Genomic DNA, 25,722 nt, shown 5'->3' with positions numbered 1-25,722 from the left:
TTGGGGAGACGACGATGAGCAAGAAAGATCTCGGCCTGCTGATCCTGATCCTGGTGGTCGGCGCGGTGGTGGCGATCATCAATCCACGCTTCCTGCTGCCGATCAATCTCGCCAACACGTCGAACCTGATCGGGCTGTTCGGCATTCTGTCGATCGGCCAGGCCTTCGTCATCATCACCGGAGGCATCGAATTGTCGGTCGGTTCGGTGGTTGCGCTGCTCGGCGTGCTGTTCATCGATTTCATCGCCACGCGCGGCATGGCCTGGCCGGTCGCCCTGCCGCTGATCCTGGTGCTCGGCGGCATCATCGGGCTGGCGCATGGCTGGCTGATCACGCGGCTCAAATTGCAGCCTTTCGTGGTCACCTTGTGCGGCCTGTTGATCTATCGCGGCGTGGCGCGCTTCTACACCGCCGACGGCACCGCCGGCTTTGCCTTCGGACAGAATTTCCCGGAACTCGAATTCCTGACCGCCGGGCGGTCCTGGGGCGTGCCGAACAGTTTCATCGCGCTGATCGTCATCGCCGTCGTGATGTGGGTGGTGCTGCACCGCTCAGTGTTCGGGCGCTATCTCTACGCCATCGGCAAGAACGAGGAAGCGGCGAAATATTCCGGCATCCGCACCGGCCGCATCGTCATGGCCGCCTATGTCATCTGCGGCGTGCTGACGGCGCTGTCGGCGATCTATTTCGCCATGTACACACGCTCGATCTCGCCGGCGAGCCACGGCCAATTCTATGAACTCTACGCCATTGCAGCGGCGGTGCTCGGCGGCTTCTCGCTGCGTGGCGGCGAAGGCTCGCTGATCGGCGTCATCCTCGGCACGGTGCTGCTGCAGGAGCTGCAGAACCTCGTCAACCTGCTCGGCATCCCCTCCTCGCTCAACTTCGCTGTCATGGGCGGGGTGATCCTCATCGGCGTGCTGGTCGACCAGCAATGGGGCGTGTTCCGGGCGCGGCGGCTAATGCTCGAGGCCACCCGCAAAAGTGTGGCGGGTGCTGCCGCGGAGTGACGCAAAAATAACTGGATGAAGCACGCCAATTGCCATTGGCAGGTGGCATGAAAAATCAGTGCTGAGCTTCGCGACGGCAGTTTCAGATCAATCTCTATTTGGAACGAAACTCGTATCTGAGCGTTGATTTAGGCTTTTCTATTGGAGGCATCCAATGGCCACGAATCCTGTAAGCACCGCCAAAGTAGGAAGTCACCCCCTCCACCCGATGCTGATTCCTTTTCCTGTCGCTTTTCTTGTCGGTGCGTTTGTCACCGATCTGGTTTTCTGGGGGACTACTGATGCCTTCTGGGCACAGGCATCGATGTGGCTGATCGGGGCAGCCGTCGTAATGGCACTTCTAGCTGCCACAGCCGGTTTTATCGACTTCCTCAACGAGCCGCGCATCCGCGCCTTGCCCGACGCTTGGTACCACATGCTGGGCAACTTGACCGCGGTCGTTGTGGCATTGATCAATTTCTATCTTCGCTATGCCCAAGGCGCCGAAGCCGCGGTCCGACCATGGGGCGCGCTGTTGTCGTTCATAGTGGTCTGCATACTGCTGTTTACCGGCTGGAAGGGGTGGGAAATGGTGTATCGGCATCACGTTGCAGTTCTGGATACGCCAGCGGATACGCAGGTGCGGCCTTCGGCAACCAACGCCACTGACACTCGTCACGCCGGTCGGGACCGGCACGCCGCATGAGGCCATAATCCCGAAAAGTGGATACCGGTTTCCGGAAAGATATTGGTCAAACAAGAAGATAGAGTCCCATCCCGATGCATCGGGATGGGCAGGCTCTAGATAAGGCCCGACATGTCGGAGAAGGCCATGGCCTTGCGCAGCACCTCGGCGAAGCGCTCGCCGGCGGCTTCACGAGGGCCGCTATTGTCGATCGAGGTGACACCCGGTCCGGACAGCGCCACATTGGCGCTGCGCGCCAGCCGCGCCAGCACTTCGCCGCGCGACTCGCGACCGCGCAATGCCAGCCGCTCGGCCAGGATCTCCGGTGTAGCCGTGATCTCGACGACAGCCAGATTGGCGTAACGCTCGCGCAGCGCCGGGATAATCGCGCGCGAGACATTGGCGACCGCGACACGGCCGTTGGAGACCGACCAGTCGACTTCGGCCGGGATGCCGTAGCGCAGGCCATGCGCCTCCCAGGAAATGGCGAAGGCACCATCCGCTTCGGCCTCGACAAAGGCCGCGTCGGCCAGCGTGTCGTGATCCTCGGTGGCCGCATCGCTCGGCCGGGTGATCACCCGGCGCACGAACTCCAGCCGGCTTTCGTCGGCAAACACAGTGCGCGCATAGCCGATCACCGTGTCCTTGCCGGCACCACTCGGCCCGACGACGGCGACAAGGACGCCGTCGCGGATCGGAAACGCCGCCGCGGACAATTCACGCTCGATCGACGCCGACACCATCATGCGACCCGGCGTCCCTGCCGCCAGACCGTGCGGACAACCGGGACATGGTCGTCGACGCGCACGCGAACCAAATCGGCGCGCCGGCCGGGCTCGATGACACCGCGATCGGTGAGGCCGACCGCCTCGGCCGGGTTCTTCGAAACCATGGCCACCGCCTGCGGCAGCGAGATACCTTCGACCACGTCGCCGAGAAAGAAGGCCGACTGGATCAGGCTGAAGGGGATGTAGTCCGACGACAGTATATCGAGCAGGCCGTCGCCGGCCAGCGTGCGGGCCGAGACATTGCCCGAATGCGAAGCGCCGCGCATGACGTTCGGCGCGCCCATCAATACGCCGAGCCCTGCCTCTTTCGAAGCCCGTGCTGCCTCCTCGGTGGTCGGGAACTCGGCGACGCGCACGCCTTGCTCGATCGCTTCGTCGACATGGCCGACGGTCGCGTCGTCATGGCTGGCGAGCACGATGCCGCGCTCATGGCAGGCAGCGGCGATGAAGCTGCGGTTCGGGCTCGAATTCCTCGCCGATTCCGCCATCCGCTTTTCGCAGAATTTCCGGAAATCGCGATCGGTCAGCTTCAGCTTGCGCTGGTAATAATAGGCATAGGTTTCGAGATCGACGAATTGGCGCTGTCCCGGCGCATGGTCCATCAGCGACGCCAGCCTGAGCCGCTCGTCGCCGTCGAAATTGGCGAAGGCTGTGAGGCAGTCCGGCGCCGAAACCTCGCAGCGCAGATGGATGAAATGGTCGGCCCTGAGCCGGTCCTGCTGGACGCTGTCCTCGATCGCGTCGGCCAGCTTGCGTATGTCGGCAGCCGTTAGGTCGGCGTCCTCGTCCATGCCGACGCGCAAGGCATCGAGCACGGTGGTGATGCCGGCGGTCGCCACCTGCGCGTCATGGGCGAGCACAGCGGCGATCGGGTTCCAGCGCACTTTCGGCCGCGGCGCGTAATGGCCTTCGAGATGGTCGGTGTGGAGCTCGACCAGGCCGGGAATGATGAAGTCGCCGCCCATGTCCTCGCCGCTGCGGCCGGGACCGGGATCGATGGCGGCGATCATGCCGTCGCGCAGCACGATCGACCCTTCGACGATCTGGTCGGCGAGCACGATGCGGGCGTTGTCAAGAACGGTCTCGGCGGTCATTTCAGGCAGTCCTTGCAGCATTTGTGCAGCCAATTGGAATCAATTCGCGTCGCTTGCGGTTAAAACAAATAGTCATTTCAGGCAGTTCTTCTGGCCGGGCGACACCCGAGCGCGTGATGAGACAGCACCATGAACGGCGCGCCAGGTTCAGTTTCCACAAACAGCGTCAGCGCGTCCACCGGCACCGGCCTTTGCAGCACGTCCGCAAACAGGCTGTCGATTGCTAAGCGAAGACGAGGGCTTTCCTGTGACGAGACCCGGCCGGACAGCGTCATATGGAAACGAAACGTCTCGAAGACATAGGGATAGCCCCATTGGCAAAGATTGCGGAATTCGTCGGGCTTCAGCGAATCGGGGCTGCGCCGTTCGATCTCGGCCTCGGTCAGCGGCGCGCGAAAGCGGTCGAAACCGCGCACTACGTCGTCGGCGAAGCGATTGAGTGCCGGCAGCGGTGCTTCCGGCACCAGCGCGAAAAAGCCGTCGATCTGGCTGACGACGAGGCGCGGGATCATCACCACCGGCATCGCCTCGCCAAAGTTGTCCAGTGCCGCGCGAAGCGTGGCTTCCGTCTCGTTCGAGGCCAGCCGGAAGGGCGCCTTCAGCGTTGCGTGGAAACCGTAGCGGCGCGCCGAGGCGGTATGGAAGGCGACCTCCGCCGCCGACAGTTCGCCCACCGCCTCAACCGGCCTTGTGGCGGCGCCGAATGGGTCGCGACCGAGCCAATTGGCGGCGATCCGTGCCAGCGGTTCGTCCTGCCGGGGGGTGAAATAAATCGCGTAGCGCATCGAAAGTCCTCGTCAGCCCGCTGCCATAGGCGATTTGCATGACGAAATGACGAAGCTGGTGATCGCTCCTGATAACAAAGTTGTCCAGGCGGGTCATTAGCCGACGATTTTTTCGCCTTGGGCCAGTTTGCCGACGCGGACGGGGCCGCTATCAGGCCTTCATCAGCCATTCGTGCTCGGGCGCGTTGTGGAATTTCCACGTCCGCTTCGGCCCGGCCATGACGTTGAGGTAATAGAGGTCGTAACCGTGGCAGGCGGCACAGGGGTGATAGCCCTTGGGCACCAGCACGACGTCGCCGTCCTCGATCGCCATCGCCTCATCGATCGAACGAGCACCGTTCTGGTCGACATCGGTGTAGACGCGCTGGAAAGCGAAGCCCTGCGGCGGATTGAGGCGGTGATAATAGGTTTCCTCGAGATAGGATTCGGCCGGCAGGTTGTCCTGGTCGTGCTTGTGCGGCGGATAGCTCGACGTGTGGCCGCCGGGCGTGATGACCTCGACCACCAGCAAGGAATCGGCCGGCTTGCCCTCCGGCAGGATGTTGGTGACGTAGCGCGTGTTGGTGCCCTTGCCGCGAACCTCCTGGCCGAGGTCCTTCGGCGCAATGACGCGGACCGGCAGGCCGCCGCCAAGCCCCGGCGCCGAGCAGACGGCAAGTTCGAGATCGGTATCCGCGCTCACCGACCACTCCGAGCCCTGCGGCACATAGACCGACCACGGCTTGCCCTCGAACGGCGACATGCGTTCGCCCAGCAGGCCGAGATCCCTGCCGCCGGCCTTCACCTTGCCCTTGCCGGTGAGAAACACCAGGCAAACCTCACGATCCGCGGTTTGCCCGGAAGCGCTCTCGCCTGGCCTCAACCGATGCAGATCGAAGCCGACATAGCTCCAGCCCGCGCTTTGCGGCGTCACATGGGCGATGCGGCCGTGGCCTTTATTGGCTTTGACGAGCAGCTTCGACATGGTCATTCCTTCGGTTCGGCGTCCGCCGATGCCTTGTCTTCATTAGCTGGCTTATAGAGATAGAAGAACTGCCAGACGGCATAGCCGGCGAAGCCGAGCGCGATCACGCCCCAGAACGGCGTGCCGGTGGCGAACTCGATCACCGACCAGACCAGGCAGACCGCGACAATGGCAACGCGGCGCCATAGCGGCCGGAAGAACGGGTGCTCAGAGTCTTTCATCCAATCAACCCCGGCATCGGATCAGCCCTTCTTCGCAAACTCTCAAGCATTCGGAAAGCCCTGTGTCTCCACCGTATAGCCCGCGGCCGTCATCACCCGCATCAACTCCTTGTAGCCGACTTGCGCCATCTTGAGCGGCGGGTTCTTCTTCGGGTCCTGCTCGGCCTCGACCACGAACCAGCCTTCATAGCCATGTTCGGCGAACCTCTGCACAATCGCGCCAAAGTCTAGCGAGCCGTCTCCCGGCACGGTGAAGGCACCAAGCGCCACCGCGTCGAGGAAAGACTGCTTGTTGCGATCCAGTCTTTCGATCACTTCCATGCGTACGTCCTTCACATGCACGTGGTTGATGCGCCGGTGGTGGTTGTCTATCGCGCGCAGCACATCGCCGCCGGCAAAGGCCAGGTGACCGGCATCGAGCAGTAGGGGAATGCCCTCTCCCGAATAGCGCATGAAGGCATCCAATTCGGGCTCTGTCTCGACCACCGCCGCCATATGATGGTGATAGGAGAGCGGCATGCCTTGCTCGGCACACCATTCGCCGAACTGCGTGAGCCGCCTGGCGTAGGCTTTCATCTCGTCGTCCGAAAGCCTGGGCTTGCTGGCGAGCGGCTTGGAACGGTCGCCCTGGATGGAGCGGCCGACCTCGCCATAGACGATACAAGGCGCATTCACCGCCTTGAACAGATCGATCATCGGCTGGATGCGATCCTTATTCCCCGACATATCCTCGTCGACCAGCGTCCCGGAGAACCAGCCGCCGCAAAGCGTCACGTCGGCCTGCCTGAGGATCGGCAGCATGATTTCCGGATCATTGGGAAAACGGCGGCCCATCTCCATGCCGGTGAAACCAGCCGAACGCGATTGGCGCAGGCACTCTTCCAGCGACACATCATCGCTGAGTTCCACAAGATCGTCGTTCCACCATGCAATGGGGGACATGCCCAGTTTGGCTTTCAAGTCGTCACTCCAATTTCAGACGTTCGAGGCGGTCTTCGCGGAGGGCTTAAAGAGCCCGCCCACTTAGCGCTTCTTCATATTTCTTGCGCGCCGCGTTCACTTGTGGTCGCGCCGAGACTTCCGGCACTGCGACATCCCACCAGCTTCCTCCGGCGTCGGTCGAAACCAGGGGGTCGGTGTCGATGACCAGCACCGTCGTTCGCGTGTTCTTCTTCGCTTGCGCCAGCGCCGTTTCCAGCCCGGCGATCGAGGGCACTTTTTCGGCGATCGCACCCATGCTCGCAGCATGCGCGGCGAAGTCGATATCGGGCAAGGTCTCGTGACGCGCGTCCTTCAGCAGATTGTTGAAGTTGGCGCCGCCGGTTGCCATCTGCAGCCGGTTGATGCAACCATAGCCGCGGTTGTCGAGCAGCACGATGGTCAGCTTGAGGCCGAGCATCACCGAGGTCGCGATCTCGGAATTGAGCATCAGGTAGGAGCCGTCGCCGATCATCACGACAACCTCCTCGTCCGGCTTGGCCATCTTGGCGCCGAGCCCGCCGGCGATTTCGTAGCCCATTGTCGAGAAGCCGTATTCGGCGTGATAGGAGCCGGGCGCGCTCGCCTGCCACAGCTTGTGCAATTCGCCCGGCAGGCCGCCGGCGGCATGGAGCAGTACCACGCCGGAGCCCATGGCGCGCTGCACGGCGCCGATCACCTGCGCGTCGGACGGATAGGCGGCATTGGTCGACGCCGTCACCTTGCCGGCATCCGCCTGCCAGTCCTTTTTGCCACTGACTGCGTTGTCGGTCCAGCCTGAAGGAGCCTTCCAGCCCTTCAGCGCCGCAGCGAATTCGGCGAGCCCTTCCATCGCATCCGCGACCAGCGGCAGCGCCTGGTGCTTTCCGGCATCGAAAGGCTGGACGTTGAGCCCGATGATGGTCTTGCCGGAATTCTTGAACAAAGCCCAGGAGCCGGTGGTGAAATCCTGCAGCCTGGTGCCGACGGCAAGCACGACATCGGCCTCTTCGGCCAGCCTGTTGGCCGCCGAAGTGCCGGTAACGCCGACCGCAGCCATGTTCAGCGGATGATCGTCCGGCAGCGAGGATTTGCCGCCTTGCGTCTCGCAGACCGGAATGCCCGCGTCCTGCACCAGTCTGGCCAGTTCACCCGACGCCTGCGAATAGAGCACGCCACCGCCGGCAATCACCAATGGCTTCTTCGCGCTCTTCAGCGCCGCAACAGCCGCCGCCAATTCCCTACGGTCCGGGCGCTGCCGGCGCTGAGTCCAGAGCCGTTCGGCAAAGAAACTCTTGGGGTAGTCATAGGCCTCGGCCTGCACGTCCTGGCACAGCGCCAGCGTCACCGGGCCGCATTCGGCGGGATCGGTCAGCACCTGCATGGCGCGATTTAGCGCCGGTATGATCTGCTCCGGCCGCGTGATGCGGTCGAAATAGCGCGATACCGGCCGGAAGCAGTCATTGACCGTCGCCGTGCCATCGGAAAAATCCTCGGCCTGCTGCAGGACGGGGTCCGGGATGCGATTGGCGAAGACATCGCCGGGCAGAAGCAGAACCGGCAGCCGGTTGACGTGGGCAAGGGCTGCCGCCGTCACCATGTTGAGCGCACCGGGGCCGATCGAACTGGTCGCCGCCATGAAGCGGCGGCGGAAATTGGCCTTGGCATAGGCGATCGCCGCATGCGCCATCGCCTGCTCGTTATGGGCGCGGAAGGTCGGCAACTCGTCGCGGACCTGATAGAGCGCCTCGCCGACGCCGGCGACGTTGCCGTGGCCGAAGATCGCCCAGACGCCACCGAAGATCGGCACTTTCTTGCCGTCTATCTCAGTCATCTGTCGAGCAAGAAAGCGGGTCAGCGCCTGCGCCATCGTCAGGCGGATTGTCTTGGTCATGTCGGTTCCTCCGCAGTCCTTATGCCGCGCCTTCTTATGCCGCTTTGCGGCCGCGCGCGGCAAGCCATGCCTCGGTCAATCTCTCGAAGCGCGACGCCATATCGGCAACCGCCTCGTCGTCCGACATCTTGCCGGCAAGCCATTGCTCGGCCGCGTTGATGAAGATGGTGCGACCAACGGCGAAACCCTTGACGATGGGTGCCTTAGCGGTGGCGGCGAAGGCCGCTTCCAGTTCGTCCTGCGGCGCTTCCAGGCCAAGCAACACAATCCCGCGGCACCACGGATCGTTCCTCAGGATCACCGCCTCGATCTTTGCCCATGCGCCGGCCGACGCCTGCGGTTCGAGCTTCCACCAGTCGGGCTTGATGCCGAGCGCATAGAGTTCCTCCAGCGCCCGAGGGATGGTCATGCTGTCGAGCTTGCCATGCTTGCCGGCGATGATCTCGACCAGCAATTCCCGGCCGACCTTGCGCGCTGCTTCGAACAAAGCCCGCAGCTTCTGCTGCTGTTCGGTTTTCAGCGCCGCCGGATCGTCGGGATGGTAGAAGCACAGGCACTTGATGCAATGGTCGACCGGCCACTCGGTCAGTTGCGAGCCGATATCTTGCGAGAATTCGAAGCGAAGCGGCCGCGAGCCCGGCAACTCCACCGGCCGGCCGAGCCAGGCGAAGGGATGGTGAGCGAATTCGAACATCGCCTCGCGGCCGTATTTTTCGTCGAGCAGCATGCCATAGCCGGCGCGACCAGCTGCGACCTTGGCCGCAGCCTTGACCGTCAGCACCTTGAAAGCCGGGATTCGCGACGGATCGGCGCCCACTTTTGCCGCGACGTCCTCCAACTGGACGCGGTGGTCGCAGGCGAATGCCATCAGCGAGGGGACGTCGCGCCGGCGCGTCGTCGCCCAATGGATGTGGTTGATCGCCTCGTCCTTGCGCAGCGCCAGATGCTTGCTGCCGTTCCTCAGGAAGAACTGCAATTCCTCGAAGGTCGGGTATTCCGGCGCGCAGAGCAGCCGCGACACGGCAAATGCCCCGCAGGCATTGGCCCAGGTCGCCGCCGTCGCCAGGCTTTCCTCGCCGAGCCAGCCGCGCAGGAAGCCCGACATGAACGCGTCGCCGGCGCCAAGCACATTGTAGACCTCGATCGGAAACCCCTTGCCGACGACACCGTCCTCGAGGTCGTCGCTGATCGGCCCGTCATAGACGATGCAGCCCATGGCGCCGCGTTTCAGCACTATGGTTGCCGCCGACAGCGACCGGATGGTTTTCAGCGCGCTCAGGCAATCGTCCGCGCCGGAGGCGATCATGATCTCCTCTTCGGTGCCGACGATGAGATCGCAGTCGGGCAGCACCGTCTTCAACTGCGCCGAGACGCGGTCGGATTTCACATAGCGCTCGAAGCCTTCGGCGTGGCCGGCGAGGCCCCATAGGTTGGGGCGGTAGTCGATGTCGAACACCACCTTGCCGCCCTTGGCTTTCATGACACGGATCGCCTTGCGCTGCGCGGCGTCGCTGTTTGGCCGCGAAAAATGCGTCCCGGTGACGACCACCGCGCGTGCCGAAGCGATGAACGCCTCATCGATGTCGTCTTCCGAAAGCGCCATGTCGGCGCAATCGCTGCGATAGAAGATCATCGGCGAGACGCCTTCATCCTCGACCGACAGCAGCACCAGGGCGGTCAGCCGCTCAGGATCGGTCCTGAGGCCGTCGACGGAAACGCCCTCGCGGGTCAGCTGCTCGCGGATGAAGCGGCCCATCTGCTCATTGCCGACGCGGGTGAGCAACGCCGAGCGCAGCCCGAGCCTGGCAGTGCCGACTGCGATATTGGCTGGGCAGCCGCCGACCGACTTGGCAAAGGAGGTGATATCTTCCAGGCGCGAGCCGATCTGCTGGCCATAGAGATCGACGGAAGCGCGGCCGATTGTGATAACGTCGAGCGGCGCATATCTCGCTTCCACGGCTTCGCCCATTCGAACCTCCCATCGGCTTTGTTGTCTTGGGTAACACGCGCGAGCGGCAGCGTGGCGCCGGCAATATGAAATAATAATTCCAATCCATAGTCAACATGGAACGGGCATTCCTTCGCTGAAAAGTGCTGTGCAAAGGTCCGCGCGGCGAGAAACTTTGAAGTCGGACGAACGTCAAGCGTCTGCCGCTGAAACCAGCTGATTTACCAAGGAAGCGGGCCATCATCGTTGAAGTACCCGGCGGTCGGGCCATCGGCGTCCAAGGTCGCCAGGTGAACGACGATCTCGGCCGCCTGCTGCACCGTGCGGTGACCTTTATACCCGTTGAGATCGGTGGCGGTGTAGCCGGGCGCCGCAGCGTTGACCTTGATGCCTTGGGACGCGAGCTCCCTGGCGAAGGCCACGGTGATGGCGTTCAAGGCTGACTTGGGAGCTGCCGTAGCCCATCATATTGACGGCGTGGTTCGCGGTGGCGGGATCAAGCGTCCGGCCGATGGACCCGGTGGAGCTGCTCACCATCACGATACGGGCAGCAGGTGCTGCTAGCAGCAGCGGCAGGAATGCCTGGGTCACGCGGATCGGGCCGAAGACATTGACGTCGTAAGTGGCCTGGATGTCGGCGACCCGCTGCCGGCTCGGCGGCAGGTCGTAGTTGATGGCGACGCCGGCATTGTTCACCAGCACGTCGAGGCAGGAGTTGGCCGCGCTGACGGCTTTGGCGGCCGCCTTCACACTCTCATCCTGCAGGAGTTGATCGAGATCGCCGGCCGCCATGCGCGCGGGCGACGAACAAGAACGGCGATTCCCCGCGTTTCGATCGGCCGCAGCGAAGTCGCCACGGCGCCATTGCCGGGGGTGTGGGGATCGGGGATCTTATTCGTATTGCAGGGCGCGAAGACGGTTCTGATCGGCGACCGGGCACTTCGTTACAATCCGGCCAGCTATTTCATCTACACTGTCGAGACGCCCACTATCAGCCAGATAGTCGAAGCGAGCGCCGCGCGCCCTTACCTGGCCATTGGCTTGACCCTTGACCTGCAGGCCGTCGCCGCGCTCCTCGTCGACCACCGGCCGGCCCTCGGCGGCGACAGTTTCTCCACCTCTCCCGTTGATGACGACCTGCTCGACGCGTTGCGTCGAATGATGCGGCTGCTTGGCCGGCCAGCGGAGATTCCCGTGCTCGCAACCTTGCTCGAGCGGGAGATACTGTTTCGGCTTCTGCAAGGCCCCCAGGCCGGAAAGCTACGTGAGCTTGCGCGCGCCGATGGCCATCTGTCCCGGATTGGCCGGGCGATCGCCTGGATCCGTTCGCATCCCCATCAGCCGGTCCGGGTCGGGGATCTGGCCGAAATCGCCCACATGAGCAGCGCTGCGTTTTATCGCCACTTCAAGGCGGCGACGGCCATGAGCCCAATCCAGTATCAAAAGCAAATCCGCTTGCTGGAAGCCCGCCATCTGCTGATTGCCCAGCCGGGCAACGTGGCGCGTGTCGCCTTCGCTGTCGGCTATGAGAGTGCTTCCCAGTTCAGCCGGGAGTATGCCCGCCAGTTCGGATCGCCGCCTGCCCGCGACGCAGCGCGGCTTTTGGCAGAAGGCGAAACGGCAATAGAGGTGATCTAAGCCTTCCGCTTGCGGCCGCCGTCGCGCCGCTTCTCGCCGACGGCAACGGTCAGCGCCATGGCCAAAGCCATCGTCGCCGACAGCGAGCGGAAGCCGGCGAAATCGGCTTCGGCGACCTCGAACCAGACCCTGGCGAACTGGGCGAGCGGCGAAAAGGAGCTGTCGGTAATCGCCACGATCGGCACCCCTTGCTCGGAAATGACCCGCGCCTCCTCGATGGTGGCCGGAGCATAGGGCGAAAAGCTGATGGCGATGACGGCATCCCTTGGAGAGGCAAAACCGATCATCTCTGCATTCAGACCGGCGGCCGATTCGATCAGCTGGTTGCGGATTTTGAGCTTGCCCAGCGCATAGGCGATGTAGGAGGCGACCGGGTAGGAGCGGCGCTTGGCCAGCACATAGATGGTCTCGGCCTTGGCCAACACGGCGATCGCATCTTCGAAATGGTCTTCGTTCAGCGTGCGCGAAATGTCGTTGAGCGACGTGCTGGCTGCGGCGACAAAACCGTCGAAAATCGCCCGGTGACCGGCGCCTTCCTCGGCCTTGGCGCGCAACGCCGCCAGCCTCTCGTCATAGGACGAGTTGCGTTCGCGCAGGCGCTCGCGAAATACCAGCTGCAGGCTGGTAAAGCCGTCGAAGCCAAGCTGCTGGGCAAAGCGGATCAGGGTCGAAGGCTGTACACCGGCGGAGGCGGCGATGCTGGCAGCGGTGCCGAAGGCGATATCGTCGGGATTGTCGAGCGCGTAGGCAGCGATCTGGGCGATACGTTTCGGCAGGCTCTGACGCCGCTCCAGGATCGTCGCCCGCAGCGTTTCGAAATCGCGAGGCACCCGTTCGTCCATCGTCGCTCCGCCCAGGCTCATCGTCGGTTCCCTCTGTGCCCCATCATAGCGGGCCTGTGCAAGAACACCATAAAAAATGAGACAAGCGTTCCATTTACAAACAAAATGGACTAATTCATCCACACAAATTTGCACGTAGCGGAGGCAAAGCAGATGGTCGGGGTAGGTCTTATCGGTACTGGTTTCATGGGCAAGTGCCACGCGATTGCCTGGAATGCGGTCGGCACCGTCTTTCCCGACGTGGCCAAGCCAAGGCTGGTCCATCTCGGCGAGGTCAACGAGGACCTTGCCAAACGCCGTGCGGCCGAATTCGGCTTCGCCAAGGCCTCCGGCGACTGGCGCGCCGTTGTCGACGACCCGGAAGTCGATGTCGTCTCGCTGACCACGCCGAACCAGTTCCACCCGGAAATGGCCATCGCCATCCTCGAAGCCGGCAAGCATCTGTGGTGCGAAAAACCGATGGCGCCGAGCTTCGCCGAGGCGCAAGCAATGGCGGCGGCGGCCCAAAAGTCCGGCAAAGTCGCCGCGCTCGGCTATAACTACATCCAGAACCCCGCAATCCGCCATATCGGTGCACTGCTCGATGAGAAGATCATCGGCGAGGTCAACCATCTGCGCATCGAGATGGACGAGGACTTCATGGCCGATCCGCAGGCGCTGTTCTTCTGGAAGCACGAGGCGGCGTCGGGCTATGGCGCTCTCGACGATTTCGCCGTACACCCGCTGTCGCTCATTGCGGTCCTGTTCGGTCGTGTCGCCCGCGTCATGTGCGACATGGCCAAGCCTTATGCCGACCGCCGCGTCGCCTCAGGCGGGCGCTGCGCGGTCGAGACCTACGATATCGCCAGCATCCTGATGCATCTCGAAAATGGCATCGCCGGCACCTTGCTGGTCAACCGTTCCGCGTGGGGCCGCAAGGGCCGGATCGCCATCCAGATTTTTGGTTCGAAGGGTTCGATCCTGTACGATCAGGAGCGGATGAACGAGTTCCAGCTCTATCTGACGGCCGATCGACCGACCGAGCAAGGCTACCGCACCATCCTGGTGGCGCCGCACCACAGGCCTTACGACGCTTTCCTGCCGGCGCCCGGCCACGGCCTCGGCTTTAACGATCTCAAGATCATCGAATGCCGCGAACTGTTGACGCGCCTTGCCGGCAAGCCGGCGCGGATCATCGACTTCGACGAAGGCCTGGAGATCGAGCGCACCGTGCACGCGATGGCGCGCTCGTTCGCGGAACAGCGCTGGATCGCAGTGCGGTAGTAAGCCGGGCGCTGGTTTCCCTTTCTCCCGCAAGGGGAGAAGGGGGCAGTGCCGGCCTCAGGCGGCTCCCGGGCGATCGGCGATCATGGCGTGTCGCGCCGACCGGCGCCGCTCGACGGCGTCGGCAAGGCCGAGCAGCACTGTCTCGGTGGTTTCCCAGTCGATGCAGCCATCGGTGATGCTCTGGCCATAGACGAGCGGCTTGCCGGGCACGACGTCCTGCCGGCCGGCGACCAGGTTGCTCTCGATCATGATGCCGATGATGCGCTCGTCGCCCGCCGCGATCTGGCCCGCCACGTCAGCCGCCACCAGCGGCTGGTTTTCCGGCTTCTTGTTGCTGTTGGCGTGACTGACATCGATCATCAGCCGAGGTGCCACGCCGATCCGGCCGAGCTCAGCTGAGGCAGCAGCTATGCTTGCCGCGTCATAGTTGGACACAATGCCGCCGCGCAGGATGACGTGGCAGTCCTCGTTGCCGGTGGTCGTCGCGATGGCGCTGCGCCCGCCCTTCGTCACCGCCATGAAATGATGCGGCTGGGCGGCGGACTTCACCGCCTCGGCGGCAATCCGCAGATTGCCGTCGGTGCCGTTCTTGAAACCGACCGGGCAGGAGAGGCCCGATGCGAGCTCGCGATGGATCTGGCTCTCTGTCGTGCGCGCGCCGATCGCGCCCCAGGCGACGAGGTCGGCGATGTATTGCGGAGTTGTCATGTCGAGGAACTCGGTCGCTGAGGGAAGGCCGAGATTGTTGACCGCCGAGAGCACGTTGCGGGCCATCCTCAGTCCTTTGTCGATGTTGAAGCTGCCGTCGAGGTCGGGATCGTTGATCAGGCCCTTCCAGCCGACCGTAGTGCGCGGCTTCTCGAAATAGACGCGCATGACGATCTCCAGCCGGTCCGACAGGGTCTCGCGCAGCGCCGCTAGCCGGCTGGCATAGTCCACGGCGGCGACCGGGTCGTGGATCGAACAAGGGCCGACGATGACCACCAGCCGGTCGGCGGCGCCGGTCAAGATGGAATGGATCGCGTTGCGTGAGGCGGTAACGGTGCGCGTCGCCGTCAGCGTGCGCGGTATCTCGCGCATCACCTCTTCCGGCGTGCTCAGTTCTTTGAGTTCCTTGACCCGAAGATCATCTGTGGTGGTCAACACGGCTTTCTGCTCCTGATTGGGAGACCTGCCGGCTGAAACAAAAAAGCCGCCAGGTCTGGCGGCTGTTCGGATGTTGATGCTGCAATCTTCAGATCGAGCGCAATCCTCCCGCCGCCAGCGAGTAGCTAAAGTACCAAAACGAGGCGGTCGGGTTGATCATGCCAGCCCTATAGCCGAAGCCGAGGTGCTTGTCACGCTCCCCTCAGTTTGAATTTTGACGGCCCTGCCCGTCGCGATCCGGCCCAAACTCTTATACGCTCAACGATATGGACCAAGATCCCGAAGAACCCGTCGATGTTTATGCGCTGCTGTGAGCGGCGGCAGAGGCACGCCTAAGAGCAGCCAAAGCTATGTTGAGCGCCTACGAGGCCAACGCCTCCGGGACGCCAGCTACGCCGGAGGATATTTGCCTACTGAAGCAAGAGCTGGCCGACGTTCAGGTCGAGTTGGCGGGGTTGCACAATGCACACCGGACCTGAGGCCCCGACGTTTTCAACTGATGCTACTCCGGTGACGACCCTGCGATACTCTGGTCGTAATCGACAAGCGACCCGGTCATGACGCCGGACTGCGGGCTGATCATATAGCTGATCAGCCGGGCAAGTTGCGCCGGCTTCACCAGTTGGCCCATCGGCTGCGCGGCTTCGGCCTTTTCCAGCCAGTCGTCTGGCGCGTCATGCCATTTCTTCTGCACGATCGCCTCGCCCTCGGTGTCCATCCAGCCGGGCAGCACCGCGTTGCAGCGGATGCGGCTGCCGCGATAGGCATTGGCGACATTCTTGGTCAGCGTCGCCAGCGCTCCCTTGCTCGACGAATAGGGCGCCAGGAACGACTGGCCGCAATGCGCCGACATCGACAGTACGTTGACGATCGAGCCCGGCGCCTTGCGCGCCAGCAAATGCGCCACCACGCCTTGCATCAGGAAAAACGGGCCGCGCACATTGGTCTGGAATATCTGGTCGAAGAGGTCTTGGGAGGTCTCGACCAGCGAGCCACGGGCCGAGGTGGCGGCGGCGTTGACCAGCGCGTTGACGGTGCCGAAATGGGCGATCGCCGTTTCGACGGCGCGCTTGCAGTCGGCCACCTCTGAGACGTCGGCACGGATGAAGATGGCGTCGACGCCTGCCCGCTTGAGAGCGGCGACAGCCTTGTCGCCTTTTTGCTGGGAGCGGCCGATCAGCGCCAGCGCCCGGCAGCCCTCATCGGCCAGCGCCTCGGCGACGGCGAAGCCGATGCCTTGTGCGCCGCCGGTGACGATGGCGCGTGTTTCGGAATTGCGACCGGCGGAACCGTTCATCGCCTTGCTCCTGTGCTTGATGTTCAGTGGCTCTTGTCGAGGCGAATGGTCTTGCCTTCCTTGGCCGATTTCAGCGCCGCATCCGCCAGCCTCAGTGCCACCAGCCCGTCCTTGCCGCTCGGCGCCGCCTTGTTGCCTGTCGTCGCCGCGGCGATGAAGGCAGCGATCTCGTTGGCATAGGCGTCGAGGTAGCGGGTCATGAAAAAGTCGTGCAGCGGCGGCCGCGTATAGCCTTTTTCATTGGCCAGTTCGATCGACACCGGCCGCTGGTTCTCGGCCGCAATCATGCCTTTCGAGCCATGCACCTCGATGCGCTGGTCGTAGCCATAGGTGGCGCGGCGCGAGTTGGAGATGACGCACTGCTTGCCGGAGGCGGTTTCGAGGATGACGCTGACGCTGTCGAAATCGCCGGCCTCGCCGATCTTCTTGTCGACCAGCACCGAAGCATGCGCGCTGACTGCCATCGGTTCCTCGCCAAGCAGGAAGCGCGCCATGTCGAAATCATGAATGGTCATGTCGCGGAAGATGCCGCCGGAGCGGCCGATATAGTCGAGCGGCGGCGGACCGGGATCGCGCGAGGTGATGGTCACCATCTCGACGGTGCCGATGGCGCCGTCGTCGATCGCCTTGCGCACGGCGGCAAAATGCGGATCGAAGCGGCGGTTGAAGCCTACCATCAAAGTCGCGCCGGCCTTGTCGACGACGGCCAGGCATTCTTCCACCCTGCCGGCATCGAGGTCGATCGGCTTCTCGCAGAAGATCGCCTTGCCCGCCTTGGCGAAGCGCTCGATCAGATCGGCATGGGTGTCGGTCGGCGTGCAGATGACGACCGCGTCGATATCCCCGGCCTTCTCGATGGCGTCGATGCTGCGCACTTCGGCGCCATAGGCTGTGGCCAGATCGGTCGCCGCCTTCTCGAAGGCGTCGGCAACCGCAACCAGCCTGGCCTGCGGATTGGAGCCGACCGCACGGGCGTGGACCTTGCCGATACGGCCGGCACCGAGAAGAGCAAAGCGAAGAGGCATGAAGATTTTCCTTTGAGGATGGTTCGGAAGGGAAGGCGTGTCGGCGCCTGTGGCCCGGCGTTGGCCTTTAGGCCGCAAGTTCCGCCTGCCCGGTCTTGGCGCCGGTGATATAGGAGACGATATCGTTGCCATCGGTGTCCTGCTTGCGCAAATTGGCGACGATGCGGCCGCGCCGGAAGACGACGATGCGGTCGACCAAATCGAACACCTGGCGCATGTTGTGAGAGATCAGGATCAGCGGTTCGCCATTTTCCTTCAGCGTGCGGATGATGTTTTCGACCTGCATCGTTTCCTGCACGCCGAGTGCCGCCGTCGGCTCGTCCATGATGATGAGCTTGGAAGCAAAGGTCGCGGTTCTGGCGATCGCCACGCACTGGCGCTGGCCGCCCGACATGTGGCGGATGGTGTTGGAAAGGTTGGGGATCTTGACCGCGGTCCGGACCAAGGCGGCCTCGGTCGCCTTGCGCATGAACTTGCGATCGAGGATCGAGAAGGGCCCGAGATTGAACAGCACCTTTTCGCGGCCGAGGAACAGGTTCGACGGCACGTCGAGATCGTCGGCCAGCGCCAGATTCTGGAACACCGTCTCGATGCCCGCCTCGCGCGCTTCGATAGGGCCGGCAAAATTTACTTCCTTGCCGTCGAACCACATCTTGCCGCTGGTGCGCTGCTCGACGCCGGTAATCTGGCGTACGAAGGTCGATTTGCCGGCGCCATTGTCGCCCATAATGGCGACATGCTCGCCCTTACGCAGTTCGAAGTTCGCACCTTCCAGCGCATGGACGCCGCCATAATACTTGGTCAGGTTTTCGGTCTTCAGGACGATGTCCGACATGATCAAGCCCTCATTGCCCGCAGGCGTTGGCGCCACTGGTCGAGAACGACTGCGCCGACGATGATCACGCCCTTGACCATCTCCTGGTAATAGGCGTCGAGGCGCAAAAAGGTGAAGCCGGAAATGATGACGCCGAAGATCAGCGAGCCGATCACCGTCCCGATGATCGAGCCGCGGCCGCCCGACAGCGAGACGCCGCCGATCACCGCCATGGCGATCGCGTCGAGTTCATACATCACCCCCATGCCGGCCTGGGCGGTGAGATTCTTGGAGCTCAGCACCACGGCGGCGAGCGCGGCGAGGACGCCGGCAATGACGTAGACGAGGATCTTGTGGTTGGCGATATTAATGCCGGACATGCGCGCGGCATCCTCATTGGAGCCGATGGCATAACAGTGCTTGCCATATTTGGTGTAGCTCAGGATCAGCTGGAACAGCACTGCCAGGGATATGAAAATGATGACGGGCATCAGCCCCTTGCCGATGGCGGCGAAACTCTCGGTCGGAAACGAGATCGGCTGGCCCTTCGACCACCATTTGGCGATGCCCCGCGCGGTGACCATCATACCGAGCGTGGCGATGAACGGCGGAATGCGGGTGTAGGCGATCAATGCACCGTTGACCAGGCCGGCCAGCAGACCGCAGCCGATCGCGACCAGCACCGGAACGATTACCGGCAGATCGGTCCAGCCTTGGGCGATGAACATTGCCTTGGGATTCGGGTTGCCATTGACCGTCGCCACCTGGGCGAAGCTCATGGCTATCATCGCCGTGGCGCCGACGATCGAACCCGAGGACAGATCGATGCCGCCGGTAATGATCACCTGCGTCACGCCGATGGCAATGATGCCGACGATCGACACCTGCAGGATGATGATCTGCAGGCGTGCCTCATTGAAGATTGCATCGATATTGTCGCGGGTATTGAACAGGAAGCTGTCGCCAAGGAAAACCCGGCCGATCAGCTCGAAAGCGCCGACCAGGATGACGAGCGCCAGGAAGACGTTGAATTCGGCCGGCCATGCGCGCCGCTTCGCATCATAGCTGAGCCCGCCGACGCCGTGAGATGTCTGTGCCAATCGTGCTTCCTCCGTCAGCCACGGTCTCCACTCGGCCGCTCTTCAGGCCGAGAGGGAAAGGAGGAGCGGCGCTGTCTTATTTTGGCGCGCCGCTCCGTTTCGAATGGGTCCGCGGCCTCAGTTCTTCTTCAGGAACTTGTCGATATTCGCCGGCGTGACCAGCTGGAACGGGATGTAGACCTTGTGCTCGACCTTCTCGCCCTTCGCTAGCTTGAGCGCTGCGTCAAGCGCGCCGGCACCCTGGCCGGCCGCGTCCTGGAACACGGTTGCATCGAGATCGCCCGCCTGCATCGCTGCAAGCGCGTCCTGGGTAGCGTCGACGCCACCGACGACAACCGACTTCATATCGATGTTGGCAGCTTTCATCGCCTGGATGGCGCCGATGGCGCTTTCGTCATTGTTGGCGATGACGCCGTCGAACGGCTTGCCGGTCGACAGCCAGTTGGTCATCAGGTTTTGCGCTGCTTCGCGCTTCCAGTTCGATGTCTGCTTGTCGATGATCTTGATGAAGCTGCAGTCCGGAGTGGCGATCACGTCGTCAATGTCCTTGGTGCGCTGCACCGCTGCCTGGTTCGACAGCTCGCCCATGATCACGTAGACATTGGCCTCTTTCTTGCCGGCCTCCTTGAACAGGCGGCAGACCTCCTTGGTCTCGAGCGTGCCGGAATCGGCTTCGTTCGAGGCGACGAAGGCCTGGTTGTCGGGCAGCGTGTCGACGTTGACCGGCTCGCGGTTGACATAGACCAGCGGAATTTTGGCCGCGGCGGCTGCGTCCGACATCGCCTGGGTGGCCGAGGTGTCGACCGGGTTGACGATGATGGCGTCGACGCCCGAGGCGGCAAAATTCTTGATCTGGTCAAGTTGCTTGGCGACGTCGTTCTGCGCGTCCTCCACCTGCAGCTCAACGCCGTCCATGCCCTTGGCCTGCTCGATCATGCCGTTGCGCAGCACGGTGAGAAAATTGTCGTCGAACAACGCCATCGACACGCCGATCTTGGCAGCGAGAGCGGACGAACTCATCAGCGCCGTAAACGCGACGCCCAAAAGCAGTTTCTTCATTTTATGTCTCCTCCACATTGGTGTCCGGCTGCACCGATCTACCCGGAATCCCCGATCTCCCAGGGAATCTCTCCCGATTGCCCGCTTCAGTTCCGGAAGGCATTTTGCCTGAAACAGGTGTTCCGGAACGAAAGAACCAAAATGCCCAGTTAGTGAAATATTTATTCCATTTCGCGTGAGGGCGTCAAGCGAGATTTCGCCGTGAGGAATGGATTTTCGGCATTTCGAGCTCTTTTAGACGAACGCTCAGGCAAGCCAGGCCTGAAAGCCGTCCTGATAGATTACATCATGCAGCGGCAATGGCCGCGACCTCAGATGTTTTCCGGTAGATAAATGTCGAAGGGCAGAAAGGTCTGACCCGGCGCATTCGCGGCACCGGTCTCGATGGCATGCGCCATCAGCGCTACAAGCTCCCGGCAAAGCGCCGCCAGTGGTGTCGAGATCACCATGGTCAGGATGTTATCCGCCAGCGCCGCACGGGAGTCAGGCGTGATCTCGTTGCAGACCACCGCCGGCATCTCTGCCGGCATCGCTTCCCTCAGCGCCGAGATCGCGCCTTCCATGCCGCCGCCGGCGACATAGCAACCGGCGAGATCAGGATGGCGGGCCAGAAGCTCGATCATTGCATCATGCGTGATCTGGTTCGCTTCCAGATTGACCAGCGTCTCGAGTATGGTGAATTCTGGCGCCTGCTCGCGAAAGAAGGATCTAAAGCCGATCTCGCGGAGCTCGTGACCATGGAAGCGATGGCTGCCGACGAAGAGCGCGACTTTGCCCGGTTTCTTCGCGGCCTTCGAGATCATCCAGGCAGCGGTGCGGCCGACCTTTCGATTGTCGAGGCCGACATAGCCCTCGCGAATGCCGGACGCGAAGTCGGAAAGCAGGGAAAATACCGGCACATCCTTGGCTTTGAGAGCCTCGACGGCGACCGTCAGTGTCGGGTGATCAGGTCCGACCAGGGCGACAGCCCTGGATTTTGCGGCCAGCTTGCGCATTCGCTCGACGATCTCGTCCGGCGCCAGCGAAGCGGCGAAGTCGATGGTCGCTACGCCGCGAAAGCGCGGCGACTGCGACACCGCCAGCTCAAGCTCGCGGGCAAAATCGCTGTAGAAGACGTCCTCCCGCCTCAACAGCAGGAACCCGAGCCGGTATTCGGGCAATTCATGGCGCATCCGCTGCTTGATCAGCCCGGCTGCGTGATAGCCGATGCTGGTCGCCGCTTCATAAACGCGGCGCGCGGTTTCCTCGCGCACCGGCAAGCGGTTGTTCAGCACCCGGTCAACGGTGGCAACGCTGACCCCTGAAATGCGTGCCAGGTCGGTGATCGTCGGCCGTTTCGCCATCGCTGCCTTACTCCACAGTCCGGCCCTTTTACACCATTCTGATGGAAAATGATAGAAACTATCTTTGTGATATTGAGCCTATCAAGCCCAAGCGTTATTTTAGTATGGCAGAACATAATCGAGGCCTCCGCCATGGTGGACATTGGACTCCGAACCGGGAACACTACCTCTGTAGCAGCGTCCCGGCGTGACTACAGCCTGATCGGCCGCGACGCGAGGCTCGCCGTCGAGAGCGGGCTGACGGCGGCCGAGTGGTACCACACCGACGTGTCGCGCAAGCAGATGAAGGAGCTGATGCAGCGCTCCGACGGTCCGGCGATCCGCGATACCATCATCTGGCTCGGCGCCCTGGTCCTGAGCGGCGACGGCGGCGCCTTGCTCTGGGGCAGCTGGTGGTGCCTGCCGTTCTTCTTAATCTACGGCGTCCTCTACGGTTCCTCCACCGATTCCCGCTGGCACGAATGCGGCCACGGCACCGCCTTCAGGACGCAGTGGATGAACGACGTGGTCTATCAGATCGCCTGCTTCATGATCATGCGCAACCCGGTGACCTGGCGCTGGAGCCATACGCGCCACCATACCGATACCATCATCGTCGGCCGCGATCCGGAGATCTCGGTGATGCGCCCACCCGATCTGCTGCGCGTCGTGCTCAACTTCGTCGGCATTCTCGACGCATGGCATGCGATCAGCGACATGCTGCGCAATGCAGCCGGCATAATCAGCCCGGCCGAAAAGACCTTCATACCCGAGCAGGAGCAGCCGAAGGCAATCCGCATTGCCCGCATCTGGACGGCGATCTATGCCGCGACTATCGCGCTGGCGTTCTATACGAGCTCGTTCCTGCCGCTGATGCTGGTCGGGCTGCCCAGGCTTTACGGCGCATGGCACCATGTGATGGTCGGCCTGCTGCAGCATGGCGGCCTGGCTGAAAACGTCACCGATCACCGGCTCAACAGCCGGACCGTTTACATGAACCCGGTGAGCCGTTTCATCTACTGGAACATGAACTACCATGTCGAGCATCACATGTTCCCGATGGTGCCCTATCATGCGCTGCCCCGGCTGCATGAGCTGATCAAGCACGATCTGCCGGCGCCGACACCGTCTATCCTGGCCGGTTACCGCGAGATGATACCGGCCTTCCTGCGGCAGCTGCGCAATGAAGACTATTTCATCAAGCGTGAACTGCCGCCGACGGCGAGGCCCTATCGCGAGGACTTCCATAGCGATAACGCTGCTGCTCCTGTGGCAGCCGAATGAACCCAAGCCCATGCCGGGCCAAAAAATTCTGCCGGGAGGAGAGATGAGCGACTGGATCGAGGCCTGTGACGCCGGGGACATCGACGAAGAGGACGTGATGCGGTTCGATCATGGCGGCCGCACCTTTGCCATCTATCGCAGCCCCGACGACGGCTATTTCGCCACCGACGGGCTTTGCACCCATGAGAAGGTGCATCTGGCCGACGGGCTCGTGATGGACGACATCATCGAGTGCCCGAAGCACAACGGCCGCTTCAATTACAAGACTGGGGCTGCCAGGGGCGCGCCGGTCTGCGTCGATCTAAGGACCTATCCGGTCAAGGTCGACGCCGGCAAAGTTCTGATCCAGATTGGGTGACGGTGATGGCGAAAGGAATGGTCATCATCGGCGCCGGCGAATGCGGCGGGCGGGCAGCGCTCGCGCTGCGCGATCTCGGCTATAATGGCCCGGTGACGCTGGTCGGCGACGAGCCGCATCTGCCCTATGAGCGGCCGCCGCTGTCGAAGAACGCGATGGTTGCCGAAGCGCCGGTGATCACGGCAATCGCCAGTGACGAGATCTTTGCCGAGCGGTCGATCAGGCACATCCATTCAGTTCGGGCGGTCCCGATCGACCGTGCTGCACATACCGTGCGCCTGTCGGACGGCTCGGTCCTGCCTTACGACAGGCTCTTGCTGGCCACTGGGTCGGTGCCGCGCAAATTGCCGATGCCGGGTCTTGGCGGGCGCTGCGTCTATCTCCGGACCTTCAACGATGCGCTGGCTATTCGTGCTCATCTCAGCGCCGGAAATCGCGTCGCCATCATTGGCGGTGGCTTCATTGGGCTCGAGCTCGCCGCGGCGGCGCGCAGACTGGGTGCGGCGGTCACCGTCATCGAGGCGCAGCCGCGCATCTTGATGCGCGGCGTGCCGGCCGAGATTGCGCAAATCATCCACGCGGCGCACGAGGCCGAAGGCGTGAAAATCCTGTGCGGCGAGGGCATCGCCGCCATCGCTGATGATGGCGCCGAAGTGCGCATCGCGCTTGCCAGCGGGCAGGGCATTGTCGCTGATCTTGCCGTGATCGGCATCGGCGCCGTGCCGGTGACCGGACTTGCCGCGGAGGCGGGGCTGACCATCGACAATGGTATCGCCGTCGACGCCGCGCTTCGCACCGGCGACCCGGACATCTTTGCCGCCGGCGACTGCTGCTCGTTTCCGCTCGCCATCTATGGCGGCCGGCGCGTGCGGCTCGAAGCCTGGCGCAATGCGCAGGAGCAGGGTGCGCTTGCCGCCAGGAACATGCTTGGCGCCGGCGAGGCCCACGCGGGGGTGCCGTGGTTCTGGTCGGATCAGTACGGCCTGACCTTGCAGATCGCCGGCCTGTCGGACGAAGGCCGCAGCATCGTGCGCCGCGACCTCGGCGACGGCGCGTTCATCCTGTTCCATCTCGCCGAGGACGGCAGGCTGGTTGCGGCAAGTGGCATCGGCCCCGGCAATGCGGTCGCGCGCGACATAAGGCTGGCCGAGATGCTGATTGCAAAGCGGGCAAAGCCAGCGCCGGAAGCGCTAGGCTCGCAGACCGTCAAACTGAAATCGCTGCTGGCGGCTTGAGCTGCCGGGGGGGATAATTGGCCGAATGGGCTCGGCTAAAACAGCGCCTTCAGCTCCGGCAACTTGTCGTTGACCAGCCAGCCATAGTAATTTTCCTCAGGCAGCTTTTCCGGCTCGCCCGCAGCGCGGCGCTTGTCGTTCTCGGCCTTCAGCGCATAGGCACGCTGTTCCGGATTGCCGACATTGTAGAGCGTCGACGTGATGCCGGGATTGCCCGAGATGTCGAAGCCGGCAATGGTCTTATAGGCGTCGATCGACTTCCGGATCGTTGCCGCGACATAAGGCAGGGTCAGGTCCGGATCCATGATGGTCTTGTAGACCGCATTCGGGTCGCCGACGTCGAGCTCCGGCAGGCCGGAAACCTTGTGCACGAGATCGCTCATCTGCAGTGCCGTCAGCGGATTGAGCTGGCCAAGGCCAAAAGTCTGGCCGGCATAATAGGGCTGGAAGAAAGTCGCGCCGAAACGGTCGTTGGGAAAGCTCTCGCCGTCGACGGTCTTGCCGCGGAACGACCGGTTCCACACCTGCTCGCGGCACTCCCAGAGCTCGTAACTGTCCGATTTGCCGGCGCACTTGGCAAATTCCGGCCGTTGCACGAAATCGGTGATGTCTTGGCCGTCATAGGCGAAGGAGAGCTTGCTCGACAGATACGAGATCGCCTTGACGTAGTAGGTCTGCAGCCGGTCGTAGGCATCGACATTGTAGGTGTGCTCGCCGACGATGGCGCCGACGATATGCATCGGGTCGATGCCATAGGCCGCGGCTGCCTGCTTGATCTTGCCGCGCAGTTCGGCATCGTTCTGGAGCAGCGCAAAGACCTTGCGGTATTTCGCCTGGAAGGTGGTGTTGGTCGCCTGGGTGCGCCGGCTCGAAGCGCCCGGTATGTCGGGCTGCTCGGTGTTGCGGTTGCCCGGCGGCACCATCGTTGCCGCTTGCGCGGCGAACATGGCTGCCGCCAGCGTCAGCCCGAGAATGACGAGGATCAGTTTTTTCATGTGCCGCCGCCCAAAT

Annotated in this window: 26 protein-coding genes; 7 read left to right on the top strand and 19 right to left on the bottom strand. The window is 62.9% G+C overall.

Annotated elements, in window-relative coordinates:
- Nucleotides 1-14: 14 nt before the first annotated feature.
- Both NKJ08_RS01040 and NKJ08_RS01035 read left to right on the top strand, forming a co-directional pair.
- Nucleotides 15-1,010 (top strand): ABC transporter permease, encoded by a 996-nt coding sequence (locus NKJ08_RS01040; RefSeq protein WP_352522359.1) that lies wholly within the window; start codon nt 15-17, stop codon nt 1,008-1,010.
- A 154-nt stretch (nt 1,011-1,164) separates the two neighbouring features.
- Nucleotides 1,165-1,695 carry a DUF2231 domain-containing protein gene (locus NKJ08_RS01035; RefSeq protein WP_352780914.1) on the top strand — a complete coding sequence of 177 codons (531 nt, stop codon included), beginning with the start codon at nt 1,165-1,167 and terminating at the stop codon, nt 1,693-1,695.
- 95 nt (nt 1,696-1,790) lie between these two features.
- Here the strand turns inward: NKJ08_RS01035 and phnN are convergent, their stop codons facing one another.
- The 10 genes from phnN to NKJ08_RS00985 all read right to left on the bottom strand — a co-directional run bounded on the left by phnN (nt 1,791) and on the right by NKJ08_RS00985 (nt 11,117).
- The gene (phnN, locus tag NKJ08_RS01030) at nt 1,791-2,420 is read right to left on the bottom strand and encodes a phosphonate metabolism protein/1,5-bisphosphokinase (PRPP-forming) PhnN (protein ID WP_352780911.1); all 630 of its coding nucleotides are present in this window, start codon (nt 2,418-2,420) and stop codon (nt 1,791-1,793) included.
- Nucleotides 2,417-3,556, bottom strand: coding sequence for an alpha-D-ribose 1-methylphosphonate 5-triphosphate diphosphatase (locus NKJ08_RS01025; protein WP_352780908.1), 1,140 nt, complete (start codon nt 3,554-3,556; stop codon nt 2,417-2,419). The genes phnN and NKJ08_RS01025 overlap by 4 nt, the downstream gene beginning before the upstream one ends.
- 77 nt (nt 3,557-3,633) lie before the next feature.
- A complete protein-coding gene (locus NKJ08_RS01020) occupies nt 3,634-4,341 on the bottom strand; it encodes a DUF1045 domain-containing protein (RefSeq protein WP_352522363.1) in 708 nt (235 codons plus the stop codon).
- Between the two features lie 151 nt (nt 4,342-4,492).
- The gene (gene iolB, locus NKJ08_RS01015; protein ID WP_352780905.1) at nt 4,493-5,305 is read right to left on the bottom strand and encodes a 5-deoxy-glucuronate isomerase; all 813 of its coding nucleotides are present in this window, start codon (nt 5,303-5,305) and stop codon (nt 4,493-4,495) included.
- 2 nt (nt 5,306-5,307) lie between these two features.
- Entirely contained in the window at nt 5,308-5,526 is a 219-nt protein-coding gene (locus NKJ08_RS01010; RefSeq protein ID WP_352522365.1) for a DUF3329 domain-containing protein, read from the bottom strand.
- A 42-nt stretch (nt 5,527-5,568) separates the two neighbouring features.
- Complete coding sequence (gene iolE / locus NKJ08_RS01005) at nt 5,569-6,486, bottom strand: myo-inosose-2 dehydratase (RefSeq protein ID WP_352780902.1); 918 nt, start codon at nt 6,484-6,486, stop codon at nt 5,569-5,571.
- 46 nt (nt 6,487-6,532) lie between these two features.
- Nucleotides 6,533-8,377 (bottom strand): 3D-(3,5/4)-trihydroxycyclohexane-1,2-dione acylhydrolase (decyclizing), encoded by a 1,845-nt coding sequence (gene iolD / locus NKJ08_RS01000; protein ID WP_352780899.1) that lies wholly within the window; start codon nt 8,375-8,377, stop codon nt 6,533-6,535.
- A 34-nt stretch (nt 8,378-8,411) separates the two neighbouring features.
- Nucleotides 8,412-10,346, bottom strand: a complete 1,935-nt coding sequence (locus NKJ08_RS00995) for a bifunctional 5-dehydro-2-deoxygluconokinase/5-dehydro-2-deoxyphosphogluconate aldolase (RefSeq protein WP_352780896.1) — start codon at nt 10,344-10,346, stop codon at nt 8,412-8,414.
- A gap of 200 nt (nt 10,347-10,546) precedes the next feature.
- Complete coding sequence (locus NKJ08_RS00990; protein ID WP_352781144.1) at nt 10,547-10,747, bottom strand: Rossmann-fold NAD(P)-binding domain-containing protein; 201 nt, start codon at nt 10,745-10,747, stop codon at nt 10,547-10,549.
- The gene (locus NKJ08_RS00985) at nt 10,659-11,117 is read right to left on the bottom strand and encodes an SDR family NAD(P)-dependent oxidoreductase (protein ID WP_352780893.1); all 459 of its coding nucleotides are present in this window, start codon (nt 11,115-11,117) and stop codon (nt 10,659-10,661) included. Before NKJ08_RS00985 ends, NKJ08_RS00990 begins: the two co-directional genes overlap by 89 nt.
- On the opposite strand from NKJ08_RS00985, the gene NKJ08_RS00980 reads away from it, so the two are divergent.
- Entirely contained in the window at nt 11,085-11,963 is an 879-nt protein-coding gene (locus NKJ08_RS00980; RefSeq protein WP_352781143.1) for an AraC family transcriptional regulator, read from the top strand. The two genes, NKJ08_RS00985 and NKJ08_RS00980, sit on opposite strands and share 33 nt — an antisense overlap.
- On the opposite strand, the gene NKJ08_RS00975 is transcribed toward NKJ08_RS00980, so the two are convergent.
- Nucleotides 11,960-12,805 (bottom strand): MurR/RpiR family transcriptional regulator, encoded by an 846-nt coding sequence (locus NKJ08_RS00975; RefSeq protein WP_352522751.1) that lies wholly within the window; start codon nt 12,803-12,805, stop codon nt 11,960-11,962. The two genes, NKJ08_RS00980 and NKJ08_RS00975, sit on opposite strands and share 4 nt — an antisense overlap.
- Before the next feature lie 153 nt (nt 12,806-12,958).
- Between NKJ08_RS00975 and NKJ08_RS00970 the strand changes: the two genes are divergently transcribed.
- Nucleotides 12,959-14,068: a Gfo/Idh/MocA family protein gene (locus NKJ08_RS00970; RefSeq protein WP_352780891.1), complete on the top strand. Its 1,110-nt coding sequence runs from the start codon at nt 12,959-12,961 to the stop codon at nt 14,066-14,068.
- Between the two features lie 57 nt (nt 14,069-14,125).
- Here NKJ08_RS00970 and NKJ08_RS00965 read toward each other — a convergent pair whose 3' ends face one another.
- The 7 genes from NKJ08_RS00965 to NKJ08_RS00935 form a co-directional block, all read right to left on the bottom strand.
- Nucleotides 14,126-15,217, bottom strand: a complete 1,092-nt coding sequence (locus NKJ08_RS00965; RefSeq protein ID WP_352780889.1) for a 3-deoxy-7-phosphoheptulonate synthase — start codon at nt 15,215-15,217, stop codon at nt 14,126-14,128.
- A 502-nt stretch (nt 15,218-15,719) separates the two neighbouring features.
- The gene (locus NKJ08_RS00960) at nt 15,720-16,514 is read right to left on the bottom strand and encodes an SDR family oxidoreductase (RefSeq protein WP_352780887.1); all 795 of its coding nucleotides are present in this window, start codon (nt 16,512-16,514) and stop codon (nt 15,720-15,722) included.
- Nucleotides 16,515-16,537: 23 nt separating this feature from the next.
- Nucleotides 16,538-17,539 (bottom strand): inositol 2-dehydrogenase, encoded by a 1,002-nt coding sequence (iolG, locus tag NKJ08_RS00955; protein ID WP_352780884.1) that lies wholly within the window; start codon nt 17,537-17,539, stop codon nt 16,538-16,540.
- Nucleotides 17,540-17,606: 67 nt separating this feature from the next.
- Complete coding sequence (locus NKJ08_RS00950) at nt 17,607-18,374, bottom strand: ATP-binding cassette domain-containing protein (protein ID WP_352522375.1); 768 nt, start codon at nt 18,372-18,374, stop codon at nt 17,607-17,609.
- A 2-nt stretch (nt 18,375-18,376) separates the two neighbouring features.
- Nucleotides 18,377-19,453, bottom strand: a complete 1,077-nt coding sequence (locus NKJ08_RS00945; RefSeq protein WP_292655972.1) for an ABC transporter permease — start codon at nt 19,451-19,453, stop codon at nt 18,377-18,379.
- Nucleotides 19,454-19,570: 117 nt separating this feature from the next.
- Entirely contained in the window at nt 19,571-20,512 is a 942-nt protein-coding gene (locus NKJ08_RS00940) for a sugar ABC transporter substrate-binding protein (protein ID WP_352780880.1), read from the bottom strand.
- Nucleotides 20,513-20,823: 311 nt separating this feature from the next.
- Nucleotides 20,824-21,855 (bottom strand): LacI family DNA-binding transcriptional regulator, encoded by a 1,032-nt coding sequence (locus tag NKJ08_RS00935; protein WP_352780877.1) that lies wholly within the window; start codon nt 21,853-21,855, stop codon nt 20,824-20,826.
- 132 nt (nt 21,856-21,987) lie between these two features.
- Here NKJ08_RS00935 and NKJ08_RS00930 point away from each other — a divergent pair, with 132 nt between their 5' ends.
- From NKJ08_RS00930 to NKJ08_RS00920, 3 genes are read left to right on the top strand one after another with little or no spacing between them, the layout of a single operon-like run.
- On the top strand, nt 21,988-23,118 hold the full coding sequence (locus NKJ08_RS00930; protein WP_352780876.1) for a fatty acid desaturase family protein: 1,131 nt from the start codon (nt 21,988-21,990) through the stop codon (nt 23,116-23,118).
- A 43-nt stretch (nt 23,119-23,161) separates the two neighbouring features.
- Complete coding sequence (locus NKJ08_RS00925; protein WP_352780873.1) at nt 23,162-23,476, top strand: MocE family 2Fe-2S type ferredoxin; 315 nt, start codon at nt 23,162-23,164, stop codon at nt 23,474-23,476.
- Between the two features lie 5 nt (nt 23,477-23,481).
- Nucleotides 23,482-24,711 carry an NAD(P)/FAD-dependent oxidoreductase gene (locus NKJ08_RS00920; protein WP_352780870.1) on the top strand — a complete coding sequence of 410 codons (1,230 nt, stop codon included), beginning with the start codon at nt 23,482-23,484 and terminating at the stop codon, nt 24,709-24,711.
- A 35-nt stretch (nt 24,712-24,746) separates the two neighbouring features.
- Here the strand turns inward: NKJ08_RS00920 and NKJ08_RS00915 are convergent, their stop codons facing one another.
- A complete protein-coding gene (locus NKJ08_RS00915) occupies nt 24,747-25,706 on the bottom strand; it encodes a DUF1402 family protein (RefSeq protein ID WP_352780867.1) in 960 nt (319 codons plus the stop codon).
- Nucleotides 25,707-25,722 lie beyond the last annotated feature (16 nt).

The organism is Mesorhizobium sp. M0244 (assembly GCF_040321795.1).
GTDB lineage: Bacteria > Pseudomonadota > Alphaproteobacteria > Rhizobiales > Rhizobiaceae > Mesorhizobium.
The sequence above is the reverse complement of the archived record's forward strand: the minus strand, read 5'-3'. Positions and strand labels throughout refer to the sequence as shown.

Excerpts from the sequence above, each read along its gene's own strand:
- NKJ08_RS01040 (WP_352522359.1), top strand. The coding sequence starts at position 15 with ATGAGCAAGAAAGATCTCGGCCTGCTGATCCTGATCCTGGTGGTCGGC.
- NKJ08_RS01035 (WP_352780914.1), top strand. The coding sequence starts at position 1,165 with ATGGCCACGAATCCTGTAAGCACCGCCAAAGTAGGAAGTCACCCCCTC.
- phnN (WP_352780911.1), bottom strand. The coding sequence starts at position 2,420 with ATGATGGTGTCGGCGTCGATCGAGCGTGAATTGTCCGCGGCGGCGTTT.
- NKJ08_RS01025 (WP_352780908.1), bottom strand. The coding sequence starts at position 3,556 with ATGACCGCCGAGACCGTTCTTGACAACGCCCGCATCGTGCTCGCCGAC.
- NKJ08_RS01020 (WP_352522363.1), bottom strand. The coding sequence starts at position 4,341 with ATGCGCTACGCGATTTATTTCACCCCCCGGCAGGACGAACCGCTGGCA.
- iolB (WP_352780905.1), bottom strand. The coding sequence starts at position 5,305 with ATGTCGAAGCTGCTCGTCAAAGCCAATAAAGGCCACGGCCGCATCGCC.
- NKJ08_RS01010 (WP_352522365.1), bottom strand. The coding sequence starts at position 5,526 with ATGAAAGACTCTGAGCACCCGTTCTTCCGGCCGCTATGGCGCCGCGTT.
- iolD (WP_352780899.1), bottom strand. The coding sequence starts at position 8,377 with ATGACCAAGACAATCCGCCTGACGATGGCGCAGGCGCTGACCCGCTTT.
- NKJ08_RS00995 (WP_352780896.1), bottom strand. The coding sequence starts at position 10,346 with ATGGGCGAAGCCGTGGAAGCGAGATATGCGCCGCTCGACGTTATCACA.
- NKJ08_RS00985 (WP_352780893.1), bottom strand. The coding sequence starts at position 11,117 with ATGGCGGCCGGCGATCTCGATCAACTCCTGCAGGATGAGAGTGTGAAG.
- NKJ08_RS00975 (WP_352522751.1), bottom strand. The coding sequence starts at position 12,805 with ATGGACGAACGGGTGCCTCGCGATTTCGAAACGCTGCGGGCGACGATC.
- NKJ08_RS00970 (WP_352780891.1), top strand. The coding sequence starts at position 12,959 with ATGGTCGGGGTAGGTCTTATCGGTACTGGTTTCATGGGCAAGTGCCAC.
- NKJ08_RS00960 (WP_352780887.1), bottom strand. The coding sequence starts at position 16,514 with ATGAACGGTTCCGCCGGTCGCAATTCCGAAACACGCGCCATCGTCACC.
- iolG (WP_352780884.1), bottom strand. The coding sequence starts at position 17,539 with ATGCCTCTTCGCTTTGCTCTTCTCGGTGCCGGCCGTATCGGCAAGGTC.
- NKJ08_RS00950 (WP_352522375.1), bottom strand. The coding sequence starts at position 18,374 with ATGTCGGACATCGTCCTGAAGACCGAAAACCTGACCAAGTATTATGGC.
- NKJ08_RS00940 (WP_352780880.1), bottom strand. The coding sequence starts at position 20,512 with ATGAAGAAACTGCTTTTGGGCGTCGCGTTTACGGCGCTGATGAGTTCG.
- NKJ08_RS00935 (WP_352780877.1), bottom strand. The coding sequence starts at position 21,855 with ATGGCGAAACGGCCGACGATCACCGACCTGGCACGCATTTCAGGGGTC.
- NKJ08_RS00930 (WP_352780876.1), top strand. The coding sequence starts at position 21,988 with ATGGTGGACATTGGACTCCGAACCGGGAACACTACCTCTGTAGCAGCG.
- NKJ08_RS00925 (WP_352780873.1), top strand. The coding sequence starts at position 23,162 with ATGAGCGACTGGATCGAGGCCTGTGACGCCGGGGACATCGACGAAGAG.
- NKJ08_RS00920 (WP_352780870.1), top strand. The coding sequence starts at position 23,482 with ATGGCGAAAGGAATGGTCATCATCGGCGCCGGCGAATGCGGCGGGCGG.
- NKJ08_RS00915 (WP_352780867.1), bottom strand. The coding sequence starts at position 25,706 with ATGAAAAAACTGATCCTCGTCATTCTCGGGCTGACGCTGGCGGCAGCC.